Origin of the sequence: Stenotrophomonas sp. (genome assembly GCF_031995405.1) — a bacterium.
GTDB lineage: Bacteria > Pseudomonadota > Gammaproteobacteria > Xanthomonadales > Xanthomonadaceae > Stenotrophomonas.
Genome location: NZ_DAMAGC010000001.1, coordinates 57748 through 73153, shown reverse-complemented (window position 1 = coordinate 73153; position 15406 = coordinate 57748). Strand labels below are relative to the sequence as shown.

Here is a 15406-nt window from a genome sequence, read left to right as displayed (position 1 = left end):
TCTGTTTGCCCTTAACAAACCGGATCGTTAAGCTCGCGGCACATAGCCGTGAATTGTTCATGAGCAAAGGGAGCGCCTCAAACGTGTCAACTGTGCGCCTTGCCACAAGTCCACTGGCCCTGGATATCGCCACCATCGACCGTTTTCTGGCCCACAGCCATCGCCGCCGCTACCCCGCGCGCACCGATGTGTTCCGCCCCGGGGACCCGGCCGGCACCCTTTACTACGTGATAAGCGGCTCGGTTTCTATAATTGCTGAGGAAGAGGACGACCGCGAGCTGGTCCTCGGCTACTTCGGTTCAGGTGAATTCGTCGGCGAGATGGGGCTGTTCGTCGAATCCGACCGCCGCGAGGTGATCCTGCGCACCCGCACCCCCTGCGAACTGGCTGAAATCAGCTATGAACGCCTGCACCAGCTGTTCCTCGGCCCGCTCTCGGCCGACGCCCCGCGCCTGCTGTACGCGCTGGGCCAGCAGATCTCCAAGCGGTTGCTGGACACCAGCAGGAAAGCCAGCCGCCTGGCCTTCCTGGACGTCACCGACCGCATCGTGCGCACCCTGCACGACCTGTCGCGCGAGCCGGAGGCCATGAGCCACCCGCAGGGCACCCAGCTGCGCGTCTCCCGCCAGGAGCTGGCAAGGCTGGTCGGCTGCTCGCGTGAAATGGCCGGCCGCGTACTGAAGAAGCTGCAGACCGACGGACTCCTTCACGCCCGCGGCAAGACCGTGGTCCTGTACGGCACCCGTTGACGCCTGCCCCTGCCCCGGACCGCGCCCTGGCCGGTCCCGGACCGCGCACCTGCCGGTCCCGGTAGTGCCGGCCGCTGGCCGGCAACCCGGCAGCCCCAGACCCGGGCCTGCCGGGCCTGGCGCAGGCTGCCGGCCAAAGGCCGGCGCAACCCGAACCTCCCCCTCATCGGTTTGCCGCTAGGCTGTTCACATGGAACTGGGCAGCGAATTCTATTGGTTCATCCTGATCGGCCTCGGCGCGCAGCTGGTCGACGGGGCCCTGGGCATGGCCTTCGGGTTGGTCTCTTCCTCGGTGCTGCTCAGCATGGGCCTGCCGCCGGCGGCCGTGAGCGCCAGCATCCATACCGCCGAAGTGTTCACCACTGGCGCCTCGGGCGTCTCGCATCTGGTGGCCGGCAACGTTGACCGGCGGCTGTTCCTGCGCCTGGCCTTGCCCGGTGCGGTCGGCGGGGTGGTCGGCGCCTACGTGCTGACCCAGCTGCCGGGGGAGTTCATCCGCCCATTCATCTATGCCTACCTGCTGATCCTGGCGATCTTCATCCTGTTGCGCGCCGCCGGCCGGCTGCTGCCCGCCCAGGAAGTGAAGCACGTCCCGGTGTTGGGCTTCGTGGCCGGCCTGCTCGATGCCAGCGGCGGCGGCGGCTGGGGGCCGGTGGCCACCTCCACCCTGCTGGCCCGCGGTGGCCAGGCCCGCACCACCATCGGCACGGTCAATGCGGCCGAATTCGTGGTGACGCTGGCGGTGTCCATCACCTTCCTGCTGACGATGGGCCTGCAGTACCTGAACATCGTCGCCGGCCTGATGATCGGCGGGATGATGGCCGCGCCGGTGGCGGCGCTGCTGGTGAAACGGGTCAAGGAGCGCTGGGTGCTGGTGGCGGTCGGGGTCCTGGTGCTGTCGATCAGCCTGTTCCAGATCGGCCACGCGTTCCTGCAGTGGCGCGGCGCAACCTAGGCCGAAGACGTCATCGAAGGATCAGACCGGATCGCCGGCCCGATCCACGCAGCCCCAGTTGAGCACGGGGGTTCCCGGCGGCAGCACCTGGCGGAAATGCGCCACGCGCGAGGCCTTGGGATTGACCACCACCGGCGCCTTGGCGGCCAGCAGCAGTGGCAGGTCGGCACTGCTGTCGGAGTAGGCGATGGCGATCTCGCCGTAGCCGCGCTCGCGCAGCATGCGCATTTTCTCTTCGTTGTGGCAGTGGCGGGTGGCAATCACCGCACCCATACACGGGCCGACCTCGGTGCCGATCACCGGCACGTCCTGGTGGGTGACGAAGGCCAGGATCGCGCGGGCCAGCTCGGGCGGCGCGCCGGTGGCGACCACCACGCGGTCACCCTGCGCACGATGCCTGGCGAACACCTCCAGCGCGACCGGCAGCAGCCGACGGCGGATGTCGGCCTCGTGGGTGAGCACGTAGCGGTCGATCACCTTGTTGAACTCGCGCGCCCGATGCAGGCCGAAGGTCGCGATCCAGACATAGCCGGAAATACCACGACGGCGGGTGGGCAGGAACGCCACCAGCGGGCCCAGGATCGGCGTGGCCAGCAGCGCGGCCAGCACGCGCAGCGGATTGCGCTTGATCAGCCAGGCGAACAGATGGCTGCCGGAGTCGCCGTCGTAGAGGGTGTGATCGAAATCGAAGACCACCAGCGTGGCGTCGTCGCGCGGCGTTGGGTAGTTCGCAGTCATGCGCTGAAGAATAGCTGACGCAGGCCCTCGCCGGGCTCTTCCACGCGCATGAAGGCCTCGCCGACCAGGAATGCATTGACCCCGGCCTCGCGCATCACGCTGACGTCGGCCGGGCCGAGGATGCCGCTCTCGGTGACCAGCAGGCGATCGCGCGGCACCGCCTGGCGCATGTCCAGGGTGGTCTGCAGCGAGACCTCGAAGGTGCGCAGGTTGCGGTTGTTGATGCCGATCAACGGCACCGGCACCTGGATGGCGCGCTCGAGTTCGTCGATGTCGTGCACTTCCACCAGCACGTCCATGCCCAGCTGCATGGCCAGGTCGGACAGTTCGGCCAGCTGGCGGTCGCTGAGTGCGGCCACGATCAGCAGGATGCAGTCGGCGCCGAGCACGCGCGCTTCATACACCTGGTAGGCATCGATCACGAAGTCCTTGCGCAGCACCGGCAGCGTGCACGCCTCGCGCGCCTGCTGCAGGTAGGCATCGCTGCCCTGGAAGAAGTCCACGTCGGTCAGCACCGACAGGCAGCTGGCGCCGCCGAACTCGTAGCTGACCGCGATATCGGCCGGATGGAAGTCCGGGCGGATCACGCCCTTGGACGGGCTGGCCTTCTTGATCTCGGCGATCACCGCAGGGTTGCCGGCAGCGATCGAGGCGCGCAGCGCGTCGGCGAAGCCACGCACCGGCGAGGCCTGCGCCACGCGGGCGATCAGTGCCTCCAGCGGCACCTGCGCACGGCGGGCGGCGACTTCTTCGGCCTTGCGGGCCAGGATGGTGTCGAGGATGTCGCTCTTGTCGCTCATGTCGGTCAGGGTCCTTCAGGCCGGCCATTATCGACCAGCCACGGGTAAAGCGTGAAACGGAGGGCTCAGGCCCCGGCGCGGATGCGCTGGGTGGCGGCCACGTACTGCTCCATGCGCGAGCGCGCACTGCCGTCGGCAATGGCCGCGCGGGCGCGCGCCAGGCCGTCGGCGATGCTGTCGGCCACGCCGGCCACGTACAGCGCCGCGCCGGCGTTGAGCGCGACGATGTCCAGCGCCGGGCCGGGCTGGTTGTCGAGCACGCCGCGCAGCATGGCGATCGATTCCTCCGGGTTGGCCACCTTCAGGTTGCGGCTGGCCGACATGGCGATGCCGAAGTCTTCCGGATGGATTTCATACTCGCGCACCTTGCCGTCGCGCAGTTCACCCACCAGGGTGCCGGCGCCCAGTGAGATCTCATCCATGTTGTCGCGCCCCCATACCACCAGCGCGCGTTCGGCGCCGAGCTCACGCAGCACGCGCGCCTGGATGCCCACCAGGTCCGGATGGAACACGCCCATCAGCACATTGGTGGCGCCCACCGGATTGGTCAGCGGGCCGAGGATGTTGAAGATGGTGCGCACGCCCATTTCGCGGCGCACCGGCGCGACGATCTTCATCGCCGGGTGGTGCATCGGCGCGAACATGAAGCCGATCCCGGTCTCGGTGATCGCACGCGCGACGTCCTCCGGGTGCAGGTCGATGATCGCGCCCAGGGCTTCGACCGCATCGGCGCTGCCGGACTTGGACGACACGCTGCGGTTGCCGTGCTTGGCCACCTTGGCCCCGGCTGCGGCGACCACGAACATCGCGCAGGTGGAGATGTTGAACGTGTGCGAGCCATCGCCCCCGGTGCCGACGATATCCACCAGGTGGGTCTTGTCCTGCACCGGCACTGCCAGCGCCAGTTCGCGCATCACCGTGGCCGCACCGGCGATCTCGCCGACGGTTTCCTTCTTGACCCGCAGGCCGGTGAGGATGGCCGCCGTCATCACCGGCGACACGTCACCGCGCATCACCTGGCGCATCAGATCGACCATTTCGTCGAAGAAGATTTCGCGGTGTTCGATGGTGCGCTGCAGGGCTTCCTGGGGGGAGAAGGTCATGTGGGGGTCCTTTGCGGTACAGGTGCGGCGCGCTCAGCGCTGCAGGAAATTCTTCAGCAGGGCGTGGCCATGCTCGGTGAGGATCGACTCGGGGTGGAACTGCACGCCTTCGACCGGGTGCTCGCGGTGGCGCAGGCCCATGATCTCTTCGACGGTGCCGTCCTCGTTTTCGGTCCAGGCGGTCACTTCCAGGCATGCCGGGAGCGTGGTCTTGTCCACCACCAGCGAGTGGTAACGCGTGGCCTGGTAGCGGTCCGGCAGGCCGGCGAACACGCCCTTGCCTTCATGCCGGATCGAGGACGTTTTGCCGTGCATGATGGTGCCCGCGCGGATCACATCGCCGCCGTAGACCTGGCCGATGCTCTGGTGGCCCAGGCACACGCCGAGGATCGGCGTGGTCGGGCCGAGCCGGCGGATCAGCTCCAGCGACACACCCGCTTCATTGGGCGTGCACGGGCCGGGCGAAATCACGATGCGCTCGGGGGCGAGCGCGGCGATCTCATCCACGCTCAGGGCATCGTTGCGCACCACCTTGACCTCGGCGCCCAGCGTCTGCAGGTACTGCACGAGGTTGTAGGTGAAGCTGTCGTAGTTGTCGAGCATCAACAACATGGTCAGGATCCGTCTTTGATGAGGAAAATGGCGTACACGTTTTCGGTGTACGTGATGGGGGCTGCGGCGAGAAGTTCGCCCACGACGGCCGGAGCGGCTGCGCTACGTGAGCCGGTCACTTGAACGCGATCCAGGCCACGCCCGTCGGCGTAGTCGTCGCTGACCGCCATGCCGGCAACGGTCGGCCAGCTACCTGCCTGCACGCCGTAAGCGAAACTCGGCGCCACATCGGAGATGCTGTACAGCCCGGTCACCCGCGCGCCGTACGCCTCCGCCAGCCCTTTGGCGGACGCACGCGTCTGTGCAGCGGCCTCGGCCTTGAGTTCGGCGCGCAGGCGGGCAGCCCCGGAATAGGTAGGCGTGGCTGTGCTGACCTGGACCTCGCGACTGGCCTTCAATTCGCCCAGGAACGCCTGCAACGCTTCGGCGTTCGGAAACGCGGCTTCCAGATTCCGGCTGACCGCCGTGCCTTCGAACACGTCTTTGTCGTCGCGGTAGCGGGTAGAGGGCGCGATGCTGAGGTTGTCGGCACGTACGGTGTCGGCGATGGCGCCATGGCGGTTGAACAGCTGCATCACCCGTTCGCTGTTGGCCTGCACCCGACGTCGGGCGATGTCGGTCTGCATATCCACGGTCTCCAGCGCGATCTTCACCAGGAAGCGATCGGGCAGAACGGTGCGACTGGCATTTCCCTTCACCAGCAGATGCGGCTCGGACGGAACGGTATTGGCCTGCGCCCACGCGTTCGGGGCCCCCATGGCAAGCGTCGACAACAGCAGCAGTGCGTGCAGCAGCTTCATGCGTTTGATCCTTGTCGAGTGATGGATGCAGCGATCGCCGCGGCCAAAGCCACGGCATGAAAGCGTTACAGGCCCTTGGCAGCCTGGGCCACGGCACGGAACAGCGCGCGGCCCTTGTTCATCGTCTCGTCCCATTCCTTGCCCGGATCGGAGTCGTAGACGATGCCGGCACCGGCCTGCACGTGCAGGCGGCCGTCCTTGATGACGGCGGTGCGGATCGCGATCGCGGTGTCGGCATCGCCATGCCAGCCGATGTAGCCGATGCTGCCGGCGTAGACATTGCGCTTGATCGGTTCCAGCTCGCGGATGACTTCCAGCGCGCGGATCTTCGGCGCACCGCTGACGGTGCCCGCCGGGAACGTCGCGCGCAGCACGTCGGCATAGCTCAGGCCCGGCTGCAGCTGCCCGGTCACTTCGCTGACGATATGCATGACGTGGCTGTAGCGCTCGATCACGAACTGCTCGCCCACTTCCACGGTGCCCGCCTTGGACACGCGGCCCGCGTCGTTGCGGCCGAGGTCGATCAGCATCAGGTGCTCGGCACGTTCTTTCGGATCGGCCAGCAGTTCGACTTCCAGTGCATTGTCTTCTTCCACCGTGGCGCCGCGCGGGCGGGTGCCGGCGATCGGGCGCACGGTGACTTCGCCATCCTGCAGGCGCACCAGGATTTCCGGCGAGGAGCCGACCACCTGCACGTCGCCGGTATCGAGGAAATACATGTACGGCGAAGGATTGAGCGCGCGCAGCGCGCGGTACACATCGACCGGGCGCGCCTTGAACGGCACGCTCAGGCGCTGGCTGAGCACCACCTGGAAGATGTCGCCGGCGCGGATGTATTCCTTGGATTTCTCGACCGCGGCGATGAAGCCGTCACGGGTGAACCCGGAGACGAAATCGTTCTCGTCCAGCACGTCGCGGGTGATCGGCGCAGGGTAACCGGCGCCGGGGGCGCGCAGTTTGGCCACCAGCGCGTCCAGCCTGGCCTGGGCCTGGTCCCACGCCCCGGACTGGCCCGGGTCGGCGTGCACGATCAGGTACAGACGGCCCTTGAGGTTGTCGAAGACCGCCAGCTCTTCGGAGTGCAGCAGCAGGATGTCCGGCGTGCCCAGCTCGTCGCGGCCACGCGGCGGCGCCAGGCGCGGTTCGATGTAGCCGATGCACTCGAACCCGAACCAGCCCACCAGGCCACCAGTGAAGCCGGGCAGACCGGCCAGCTTGGGTACCGAATGGGCGCTGCGCAGCGCCTCGACCTCGGTGAACGGGTCGGCCACGTCGCGGGTTTCCACCACCTCACCGGACTCGCTGACGGTCAGGGTATGGCCATGGAAGGCGTACACCCGGCGCGCCGGCAGGCCGATGATGGAATAGCGCCCGAAGCGTTCACCGCCCTCGACCGATTCAAACAGATAGGTATGCGGGCCGTCGGCGAGCTTCAGATAGACCGAAAGCGGCGTGTCCAGGTCGGACAGCACTTCGCGGACGACGGGGATGCGGGTGTGGCCTTCAGCGGCCTGCTGCTGGAACTGCTCGAACGTGATCAAGACGACTTTCCTTCCGGGAAACGGCGGTGGCGGGACGGACGACGGCAACAGGCCACCATCGCCACCAACGGCGAGCGGAAGAAAGGGTATGCGGGGTCGTCAGAATGGACACCCGGCGACTGTACCGCATTGGCGGCATGGGATGGAACCCGTTGGCCGGGGCGGGTCAGCCCGGCGCACGGTCGCGGCGGACGTTCCCGTCAGTCGTGCAGGGCGGTCAGCCCATCCGCCGGGCCGCCGTCTGCTGCTCCTGCGCCTGCGGCTCGGCGGTGACGCTGGCGGTCAGCTGCGGCGCGTTGGCCGCCCGTTCCTGCTGCCGGTCGACCTCGGCGGCCTGCTCGGTGCTGACGCTGAGCGGCTGCTGCCGGCCGGCGACGACATCGACATAGGCCAGGTGGCGGTTGACGGCGGCCAGGTCCGGCGTATCCACCGCGAACGCACGCGCGCGGTCCGCGCTGAGCACCACCCGCTCGATCGACTGCAGGCCTTCCTGCTTGGCCTTGGCGGCCAAGGCCCCGGCGAGCTGGTCGCTGTGCAGGTCGGGGGTGTGGTTGAAGCTGGCGTCGATACCGTACACGCCGGTTTGTGCGCCTTTGAAGAGGCTGTTGTCCTGGTGACTGGGGTCGTTGATGGCGACCGATCGCGCGGCAGGCTCGGTACCGAGGCTGGCTTGCCGACCGCTGTCCGGGTGCTGGATGCGCTCGTGCTGCTGCACCAGCTTGCGCGCCGCCGCTTCCTGCCGGCCCAGTTCCGCGTCCAGGCTGGGGATGACGGTTTCCTTCATCCCATGGCGCTCGACGGCCTCGCCGAAGGCCGGGCCGATGCGGTCGTACAGCCGCTTGGTTTCGATGATGTTGCCGATATTCTGCGGCGCAGTCGGGCTGGGCACATAGTTCCTGGCCGTGCTCTGCAGCCCGGCGGCAATGCCGCCGACCGATGCAAGCACGGCCGGTGCCTGCGCCGTGGTTGTTTTCACGTGATGCGCGGCCAGGTCATACCCCTTGTCCACGTATGCACCTGCCGTGGCGTAGCCGTTGCGCAGGCCGCCGGCCACCCACTGACCGCCATGGTCGATGGAATCGGCGACGCGGCGCCCCGCGCCCCGCGCCGCATCGGCGTCCTCACGGGCGTGGCGGGAGGCGGCCGTGGCGCGCGCCTCGCCGGCAGCATGGACCGCATCCGCGTCTCGACCGAGTTCCTTGGCGGTGTCATCCATGCCCAGCTTGCCGGCCCCCCAGGACGCGAGAGACAGAACGCCGGACTGCACTCTGCTTTCCACGCGGTGGCGGGTGGACTCGATCATGCCGGTCAGCTCGCGCCCTTCGGCATACACCGTCGTGGTGGCTTTCGCGCCGACCTGCAGCGTGGTCGACCCCATGTCGACCACTTTGCCGAGCACCATGCCATTGACCCGCGCAACCTGCGCTACGCCGTCGCCGGTCCTGTCCAGCCCGTGCGCCACCACCGCGCCAGCGCGCTCGACCTGCTCACCTACCACGCGTCCGTCGTGCATGCCATGCGCCGCCGCGTGCAGCACCTTGGACAGCGGTCCGGCCAGTTCGGCCACCTGGCTCGGCGCATCGGTGCGCGCGCGGTCCACCAGCTTGCCCTGCGCATCATGGGTCTTGGGGTCGAGCACGATCTCCATGCGGCCAGCGGCCACCGGAATGTTGCGCAGCGCCTCATAGCCCGGCTTCGTCGCCAGCTGCTCCACAAACTGCGCGGCGGCGGTCTGCGCGCCCGGCGGCAGCATCTCGCGCATCTTCTCGGCGACCTTGGCCTGCATCATCGGCTCGCGCAGCAGCAGGCTGGCCTCGTTGGCCAACAGGCCATAAGCATGCCGCTGCTGCGCGTTCAGACGCTGCATCCCGTTCTGCACATCGTTGAGCACCTCACCGCTGGTCTGGTAGGTGTGCACGCTCTGCTGGGGATCGAAGGTCGGCAGGCCGTTGTCCTTGGCAAAGCGCGCTGGTGTATCGGGGTGCAGTCCGGCGGCGTTGAAGGTGGTGGCGCGTGCACCGGTGACGGCTGAGGCCGCGGAAGCCATGCCGCCGCCGAGGGAGTGGCCGGCGATTTCGAAGTTTCCTCTGCTCGCCTGGTTCATCACCACTGCAAGCTGCATGGCGCGATCATAATAATCACTGCGCATCCCGATGCCTTGCTGACCGTTGTTGAGGAAGTCCTCTCCACCGGATTCGCGGCGCCCCCTTGGGGCATCAGGATCAATGATCTCGCCGGTTGAGCCCTTGAAGACGAGGACGGGCTTCGCATCTTCTCCAAACACGCTTTTGTCAGGGATGTAGATTTCTGCTCTGAAACCTGACTGCTTGGGCTGCAATTGCTTGCGAATTTCTTCGTCCGACAGGTTGATCCCCGCCGCGCGCAATGCCGCTGGATCCACGCTGGCGCGCGTCCAGCCCGAAGGCGGGTCACCGTCGCGCTTGGCTGACTGGTAGACGTCCGCCGCCAATCCGGACATCTCACGCGCATGGTAGGTTTCCTGGAGCTTGTCTGCTGCAGTGTCCTGCCCGCTGTCGCGAAGCTGCTGGACAAGGACATTCTGCTCCTGGATGGCGCGGGCACGCGCCTCAATCTCGGGACGACTCATGGCAAGCTCCATTGCACTGTGAAGTGAGCGCGACTCTCCCGAGTCACGACCATTATCGGATAACAGAACATTTTGCTAATGTCATCCGCCAGGGCTCAATACTAGGACCACCGTGCGTACCAGCCTTCACATGATGACAATGAAAGCCCTGCTTTCTGCGGCTTGGCTCACACTTTTCGTCCTCAGCGGCTGTGCAGCTACCTCCGCCCAGGGCGCTGGACAGTATTTCGACGGCAAGGCATTGGAGTTGGCCATCGCAAGTGAACAGGGCGATGCGAAAACCATTCGCCATCTGATCAAGGACGAAGGCGTTGATCCCAACAAGGAATTCGCCAAACGCGACGGCATTCCGCTAATTGCGTGGCCGCTTCGGGCGAAGAGCCTGGACGGCCTGCGCGCCATGCTTGAGAACGGCGCAGATCCGAACGCCCGATTGTCGAGAAAGGTGGACGGCGAAGACTACCGCCCCAACAACGCAATGGTTTATGCAGCAAAGATGGATGACCCGCGATTTTTGGAAATGCTCCTTGACCATGGCGGAGATCCGAACACGCGCAACTCAAACACCGAGACGCTGCTGTTTCAGGCGTTCATCAGTGGGAATCAATGGAAGAACGTGCAGTTGCTCGTTGAGCGCGGCGCAAACATCAATGAGGCCAATCTCGGCTCCGCAGACACGATATTGAGCCTGTACACCAGTCGAGGCGGTTTCAATTACGCCTACTGGCTGCTGGAGCATGGCGCAGATCCGACTATCAAGACCAAGATACTGACAGGATCGGGTGAAGCTCCCCCCATGCGGATGGTCGAAGACATCTACTGGGAGATCACCACGCCCGACCTTCTGCCCTGGCAGAAGAAATGCCAGCAGTGGTTGATCGCTCGCAACATCCCGCGACCGCCGATGCCCGAGCACATCCGGAAGAAGCGTGAAGCCTTCAAGTTCCCCAGCAAGGAAGAAGACATTCCGCTGCTGTGATGCGCACCCGCACAGCGCACGCCCGGGACTCACGCCCCCAGCAGATGACTCCCCGGATGCAGATGCATCCGCACCCGCGACGCCACGCATTCGATGCGGAAGTGCGTTGCCTGCACCGGCTCGCCATCCAGGTTCAGGGTGATCGGCTCAGCCGCCTCGATCTCCACCCACGGCGCACGCGTGCGCTCGGCCACCTGTTCCAGCGCGCCCTGCTTGCCGCCCTTGATCAGCGCGGCGAAGGTCGAGGCGACTTCGCCGCTCAGTTCGGGGATGACCGTGACATCCAGCAGGCCGTCGTCGACCACGGCGTCCGGGCATAGCACCTGTCCACCGCCGGCCTGACGGCCATTGCCGATGCCGAGCGCGATGAAGCCGCCTTCCCAGTCGAAATCCGGGGTGCGCAGACGCGCGCGGATTGGATCGATCCGGCCCAGCCGCGAGATGCCGGTCACCAGATAGGCCAGCCCGCCGAGCACCTTCTTCAGGCCTTCATCGGTCTCCACCGTGACCTCGGTACCGAAGCCGCCGCTGGCCACGTTGGCGCACCACCAGTGCTCGCCGTCGGCGTCGATGCTGAGCAGGTCGATCGGGCGTGCCGGCTCCTGCTCGATCAGGGTAAGTGCCTCCAGCGGATCGACGGGAATGCCGGCTGCCGTCGCGAAGTCATTGGCGGTCCCCAGCGGCACCAGGCCCAGCGACGGCAGCGCGTCGGCCGACTCGGGGCGATGGGCCAGGGTCTCGGCCACTTCGCTCAGGGTGCCATCGCCGCCGGCGGCAATGATGGTGTCCACGCCGTGCTCGATGGCCTCGGCGACATAGCGCTCGGCATCGCCGTCCTCCCACGTCACCCGAACCTCCAGCACCACCCCGCGCTCGCGCAGGGCCTGCACGGCCTCGCGCAGGTCCACGTTGCCGGTGGCCTTGCCGTTGAGGATCAGACGCCAGTGGGCACTACGCATGCAGCACTTCCAGTACAGAGGGAAGCGCAGGCTAGCAGCGGATGCCGTGGTGGCCGGTGAACGTCATCAAACGGTCACCGAGCGCCCGGAGAATGGAAGGCCATAGCAAGGACGATGGATGGAGGCAGGATCAGCCTCCCGCTTTTCCCAGGGCCGCATCCGCGAGGGTGCGGCCTTTTTTTTAGCGGCGATGCGCGCAGCCGACCAACGGTCGGCTCTACGGGTGCTCAGCCTTCGGCGAAGTTCCGCAGCGCCTCGCCTTCCATCCGGTACACGGTCCACTCGCTCTGCGGCTTCGCACCCGCGGCTTCGTAGAACGTGATCGCCGGTGTGTTCCAGTCCAGCACCGACCACTCGAAGCGCCCGCAGTTCTGCGCCACCGCGATGCGTGCGATGTGCTGCAGCAGCGCCTTGCCGGCGCCGCTGCCGCGGCGGTCCGGGCTGACGTACAGGTCTTCCAGGTAGATGCCGTTGCGGCCCAGCCAGGTGGAGTAGTTGTAGAAGTACACCGCGTAGCCGATGGGATGGCCGTCGGCCTCGCAGATCAGGGCATGTGCCTTGGCATCGGGCCCGAACAGGCTGGCGCGGATGCCGTCCTCGTCGGTCTGCACCGAGGACTCGGCCTTCTCATAGATGGCCAGTTCGCGGATGAAGCGCAGGATCAGCGCCGCATCGTCAGCGGTGGCCACACGGATGTTCACGGCAGCCACCGGCATGGCTCAGGCCCTCGCCTTGGCGACGTTGTGGCGCATCTGCGCGATCACGTCCTGGTAGCTGATCGGGGCGTTGAAGATGGCCGAGCCGGCCACGAAGGCGTCGGCACCGGCAGCGGCGATCGCGCCGATATTGTCGGCCTTCACGCCGCCGTCGATCTCCAGGCGGATGTCCCTGCCGCTTGCATCGATCTTCTTGCGGACCGCACGCAGCTTGTCCAGCGCCGAGGGGATGAAGGCCTGGCCGCCAAAGCCCGGGTTGACCGACATGATCAGGACCAGGTCCAGGTCGTCCAGCACCCAGTCCAGGATGTCCACCGGGGTGGCCGGATTGAGCACCACGCCCGGCTTGCAGCCCAGCGAGCGGATCAGCTGGATGGTGCGGTGCACGTGGCGGCTGGCCTCCGGGTGGAAGCTGATGTAGGTGGCACCGGCCTCGGCGAAGTCCGGGATGATGCGGTCCACCGGCTCGACCATCAGGTGCACGTCGATCGGTGCGGTGATGCCGTGCTTGCGCAGCGCCTGGCAGACCATCGGGCCGATGGTCAGGTTGGGCACGTAGTGGTTGTCCATCACATCGAAATGCACCCAGTCCGCACCGGCGGCGAGCACGTTGTCCACTTCTTCGCCGAGGCGGGCGAAGTTCGCGGACAGGATGGAGGGGGCGATGATGCAGTTGGACATGGCCGGGGCCTTCAGTACGTGGAAAGGGGGCCGCGCGCGCTCAGCGCCTGCGCAGGGTCTTGATGCGGTCGTAGGCGGCGTTGATCAGGCGCGACTTGCGCTCGGCCTGCTGGCGCAGCTCCGGGGCGGCGCCGACGACCTTGTCGGGGTGGTACTGGGAGATCAGGCGGCGGTAGGCCAGGTCGACCTCGGCATCGGTGGCCTCGGAGGTCAGCCCCAGCTCGCGGTAGGGGTTTTCCTTGTTCAGTCGGAACCAGTCGGCGTCCAAGGCGTGCCCGATCAGCAGGCCCACCACGGCACCGAACAGCGGATTGGGCCTGAACAGCAGGGCCCCGGCGATGAATCCGAGCAGTTTTCCGTACCAGCGCATGAGGGTCTGGGCGGCCGTGGCAACAAAGGAGCCTCATTTTACGTCACAGCGGGCCCAACCGGCTTTACACTAGGCCGCCCGCTGTCTGTGCGGGCCCTCCGGGTCCCCTGGACAGCTGTCATGACGAAGCCCCAGGAGTGCCCGTGCCGACCACGTTGTTGCAATCCGATCTCCCCGGCCTGCCCTTGCGCCATCGCGGCAAGGTGCGTGATGTTTTTGACATTCCGCGCGACCGGCTCCCCGCCGGCACGCCGCCGGGGGACTACCTGCTGATGGTCGCGACCGACCGTCTGTCGGCCTTCGACGTGGTGCTGCCCGATCCGATTCCGGGCAAGGGCGAAATGCTCTGCCAGGTCTCCAATTTCTGGTTCGCCAAGACCGCGCACCTGATGCCCAACCACCTGACCGGCATCGACGTGGCCAGCGTGCTGCCCGAAGGCGTCGATCCGGCGCTGTACGCCAGGCGTGCGGTGGTCACCCGCAAGCTCAAGCCGGTGCCGGTGGAGGCGATTGCCCGCGGTTACCTGATCGGCAGCGGCTGGAAGGACTACCAGCGCACCGGCAAGATCAGCGGCATCGAGCTGCCCGACGGGCTGCGCCAGGCCGAGCAGCTGCCCGAGCCGATCTTCACCCCGTCGACCAAGGCCGCCGTCGGCGACCATGACGAGAACATCGATTTCGATGCGATGGTCAAGGCGGTCGGTGCGGACCTGGCCGAGCGCGTGCGCGATGCCACCCTGCGCATCTACAAGTTCGCCGCCGATTACGCGCGCGAGCGCGGCATCCTGCTGGCCGACACCAAGTTCGAGTTCGGCACCGATGCCGACGGGCGTCTGTACATCATGGACGAGATGCTGACCCCGGATTCCTCGCGCTACTGGCCGGCTGACGAGTACGAGGTGGGCACCAGCCCGCCGAGCTACGACAAGCAGTTCGTCCGCGACTACCTGGAGACGCTGGACTGGGGCAAGACCGCCCCCGGCCCCAGCATTCCGGCGGAGATCATCGAGCGCACCCGCGCCAAGTACGCCGAGGCCCTGCAGCGCCTGGCGGGTATCTCGGTCGACTGACCCCGACGGCCTCCCCCGGCCGCGCGCCGGGGGACGCGGTTTTTCGATGGCCGACGTCGATGGAATCGCCGGCCCACGGTCGGCCCCGCCCCCACAGCGCTATGCTCTGTTGATCCTGGGAGGGAACATGGCCACCACCACCACCGTCGCACGCCCGATCGACCGCTACTTCGCCAGCTATTCCGACGACCACCGCAATGTGCTGAACCAGCGCATCCACGTGGTGGCGGTGCCGGCGATCCTGTGGTCGGTCGTGGCCCTGCTGTGGTGCCTGCCGCCGCTGATCACCTGGTTCCAGAACGGGATCTGGGCGGGGTTTGCGATGTTCGCCGCATGGTGTTTCTACAACCGGCTGTCGCGCCCGCTGGGCATCGGCATGCTGGGCATGCTGTTCGTGTTCGGCTGCCTGTGCCGGCTGCTGGAGGCCGAAATCGGCCTGCATAACCTGCTGTGGACGGCGGTCGGCGTGTTCGTGGTGGCCTGGGTGGCGCAGTTCGTCGGCCACAAGTACGAGGGCCGCAAGCCCAGCTTCCTGACCGACCTGACCTATCTGCTGATTGGGCCGGCGTGGGTCCTGGCCAAGGCGTATCGGCGGCTGGGCATCCGGTATTAGTCTATGGGCCCGGACGGGTCGAGGTGCCAGCGGGCGGCCGGCGCTACCCAGCGCGAGACGCGATCGGTTTTTCCTGAACGAAATGGATGCTCACCGGCGCTCTACGGTGCGG

Annotated in this window: 16 protein-coding genes; 5 read left to right on the top strand and 11 right to left on the bottom strand. The window is 66.8% G+C overall.

Going from position 1 to position 15406, the window contains the following annotated elements; genetic code table 11:
* Positions 1–59: 59 nt before the first annotated feature.
* Positions 60–749 (top strand): cAMP-activated global transcriptional regulator CRP, encoded by a 690-nt coding sequence (gene crp / locus RTO53_RS00355; protein WP_256776562.1) that lies wholly within the window; start codon positions 60–62, stop codon positions 747–749.
* Between the two features lie 190 nt (positions 750–939).
* Positions 940–1704, top strand: a complete 765-nt coding sequence (locus tag RTO53_RS00350) for a sulfite exporter TauE/SafE family protein (RefSeq protein ID WP_312235922.1) — start codon at positions 940–942, stop codon at positions 1702–1704.
* A gap of 21 nt (positions 1705–1725) precedes the next feature.
* On the opposite strand, the gene RTO53_RS00345 is transcribed toward RTO53_RS00350, so the two are convergent.
* The 7 genes from RTO53_RS00345 to RTO53_RS00315 all read right to left on the bottom strand — a co-directional run bounded on the left by RTO53_RS00345 (position 1726) and on the right by RTO53_RS00315 (position 9906).
* Positions 1726–2442 carry a haloacid dehalogenase-like hydrolase gene (locus RTO53_RS00345; RefSeq protein ID WP_312235921.1) on the bottom strand — a complete coding sequence of 239 codons (717 nt, stop codon included), beginning with the start codon at positions 2440–2442 and terminating at the stop codon, positions 1726–1728.
* Positions 2439–3242, bottom strand: a complete 804-nt coding sequence (gene trpC, locus RTO53_RS00340) for an indole-3-glycerol phosphate synthase TrpC (RefSeq protein WP_312235920.1) — start codon at positions 3240–3242, stop codon at positions 2439–2441. The genes RTO53_RS00345 and trpC overlap by 4 nt, the downstream gene beginning before the upstream one ends.
* Positions 3243–3307: 65 nt before the next feature.
* Positions 3308–4345 carry an anthranilate phosphoribosyltransferase gene (trpD, locus tag RTO53_RS00335; protein WP_312235919.1) on the bottom strand — a complete coding sequence of 346 codons (1038 nt, stop codon included), beginning with the start codon at positions 4343–4345 and terminating at the stop codon, positions 3308–3310.
* A gap of 33 nt (positions 4346–4378) precedes the next feature.
* Entirely contained in the window at positions 4379–4957 is a 579-nt protein-coding gene (locus RTO53_RS00330) for an aminodeoxychorismate/anthranilate synthase component II (protein ID WP_312235918.1), read from the bottom strand.
* A gap of 2 nt (positions 4958–4959) precedes the next feature.
* On the bottom strand, positions 4960–5757 hold the full coding sequence (locus tag RTO53_RS00325) for an SIMPL domain-containing protein (RefSeq protein ID WP_312235917.1): 798 nt from the start codon (positions 5755–5757) through the stop codon (positions 4960–4962).
* Between the two features lie 65 nt (positions 5758–5822).
* Complete coding sequence (trpE, locus tag RTO53_RS00320; RefSeq protein ID WP_312235916.1) at positions 5823–7298, bottom strand: anthranilate synthase component I; 1476 nt, start codon at positions 7296–7298, stop codon at positions 5823–5825.
* A 217-nt stretch (positions 7299–7515) separates the two neighbouring features.
* On the bottom strand, positions 7516–9906 hold the full coding sequence (locus RTO53_RS00315; protein ID WP_312235915.1) for an XVIPCD domain-containing protein: 2391 nt from the start codon (positions 9904–9906) through the stop codon (positions 7516–7518).
* Between the two features lie 139 nt (positions 9907–10045).
* Between RTO53_RS00315 and RTO53_RS00310 the strand changes: the two genes are divergently transcribed.
* Complete coding sequence (locus tag RTO53_RS00310; protein ID WP_312235914.1) at positions 10046–10885, top strand: ankyrin repeat domain-containing protein; 840 nt, start codon at positions 10046–10048, stop codon at positions 10883–10885.
* A gap of 29 nt (positions 10886–10914) precedes the next feature.
* Here the strand turns inward: RTO53_RS00310 and yegS are convergent, their stop codons facing one another.
* The 4 genes from yegS to RTO53_RS00290 form a co-directional block, all read right to left on the bottom strand.
* Positions 10915–11844: a lipid kinase YegS gene (yegS, locus tag RTO53_RS00305; protein ID WP_312235913.1), complete on the bottom strand. Its 930-nt coding sequence runs from the start codon at positions 11842–11844 to the stop codon at positions 10915–10917.
* 227 nt (positions 11845–12071) lie between these two features.
* Positions 12072–12554, bottom strand: coding sequence for a GNAT family N-acetyltransferase (locus tag RTO53_RS00300; RefSeq protein WP_312235948.1), 483 nt, complete (start codon positions 12552–12554; stop codon positions 12072–12074).
* Between the two features lie 9 nt (positions 12555–12563).
* Positions 12564–13241 (bottom strand): ribulose-phosphate 3-epimerase, encoded by a 678-nt coding sequence (gene rpe / locus RTO53_RS00295; protein ID WP_256776551.1) that lies wholly within the window; start codon positions 13239–13241, stop codon positions 12564–12566.
* A gap of 40 nt (positions 13242–13281) precedes the next feature.
* Entirely contained in the window at positions 13282–13611 is a 330-nt protein-coding gene (locus RTO53_RS00290) for a DnaJ domain-containing protein (protein ID WP_312235912.1), read from the bottom strand.
* A 143-nt stretch (positions 13612–13754) separates the two neighbouring features.
* Between RTO53_RS00290 and RTO53_RS00285 the strand changes: the two genes are divergently transcribed.
* Positions 13755–14681: a phosphoribosylaminoimidazolesuccinocarboxamide synthase gene (locus tag RTO53_RS00285; RefSeq protein WP_312235911.1), complete on the top strand. Its 927-nt coding sequence runs from the start codon at positions 13755–13757 to the stop codon at positions 14679–14681.
* A 127-nt stretch (positions 14682–14808) separates the two neighbouring features.
* Complete coding sequence (locus tag RTO53_RS00280; RefSeq protein WP_312235910.1) at positions 14809–15294, top strand: Mpo1-like protein; 486 nt, start codon at positions 14809–14811, stop codon at positions 15292–15294.
* Positions 15295–15406 lie beyond the last annotated feature (112 nt).

Excerpts from the sequence above, each read along its gene's own strand:
- crp (WP_256776562.1), top strand. The coding sequence starts at position 60 with ATGAGCAAAGGGAGCGCCTCAAACGTGTCAACTGTGCGCCTTGCCACA.
- RTO53_RS00350 (WP_312235922.1), top strand. The coding sequence starts at position 940 with ATGGAACTGGGCAGCGAATTCTATTGGTTCATCCTGATCGGCCTCGGC.
- RTO53_RS00345 (WP_312235921.1), bottom strand. The coding sequence starts at position 2,442 with ATGACTGCGAACTACCCAACGCCGCGCGACGACGCCACGCTGGTGGTC.
- trpC (WP_312235920.1), bottom strand. The coding sequence starts at position 3,242 with ATGAGCGACAAGAGCGACATCCTCGACACCATCCTGGCCCGCAAGGCC.
- trpD (WP_312235919.1), bottom strand. The coding sequence starts at position 4,345 with ATGACCTTCTCCCCCCAGGAAGCCCTGCAGCGCACCATCGAACACCGC.
- RTO53_RS00330 (WP_312235918.1), bottom strand. The coding sequence starts at position 4,957 with ATGTTGTTGATGCTCGACAACTACGACAGCTTCACCTACAACCTCGTG.
- RTO53_RS00325 (WP_312235917.1), bottom strand. The coding sequence starts at position 5,757 with ATGAAGCTGCTGCACGCACTGCTGCTGTTGTCGACGCTTGCCATGGGG.
- RTO53_RS00315 (WP_312235915.1), bottom strand. The coding sequence starts at position 9,906 with ATGAGTCGTCCCGAGATTGAGGCGCGTGCCCGCGCCATCCAGGAGCAG.
- RTO53_RS00310 (WP_312235914.1), top strand. The coding sequence starts at position 10,046 with ATGAAAGCCCTGCTTTCTGCGGCTTGGCTCACACTTTTCGTCCTCAGC.
- yegS (WP_312235913.1), bottom strand. The coding sequence starts at position 11,844 with ATGCGTAGTGCCCACTGGCGTCTGATCCTCAACGGCAAGGCCACCGGC.
- rpe (WP_256776551.1), bottom strand. The coding sequence starts at position 13,241 with ATGTCCAACTGCATCATCGCCCCCTCCATCCTGTCCGCGAACTTCGCC.
- RTO53_RS00290 (WP_312235912.1), bottom strand. The coding sequence starts at position 13,611 with ATGCGCTGGTACGGAAAACTGCTCGGATTCATCGCCGGGGCCCTGCTG.
- RTO53_RS00280 (WP_312235910.1), top strand. The coding sequence starts at position 14,809 with ATGGCCACCACCACCACCGTCGCACGCCCGATCGACCGCTACTTCGCC.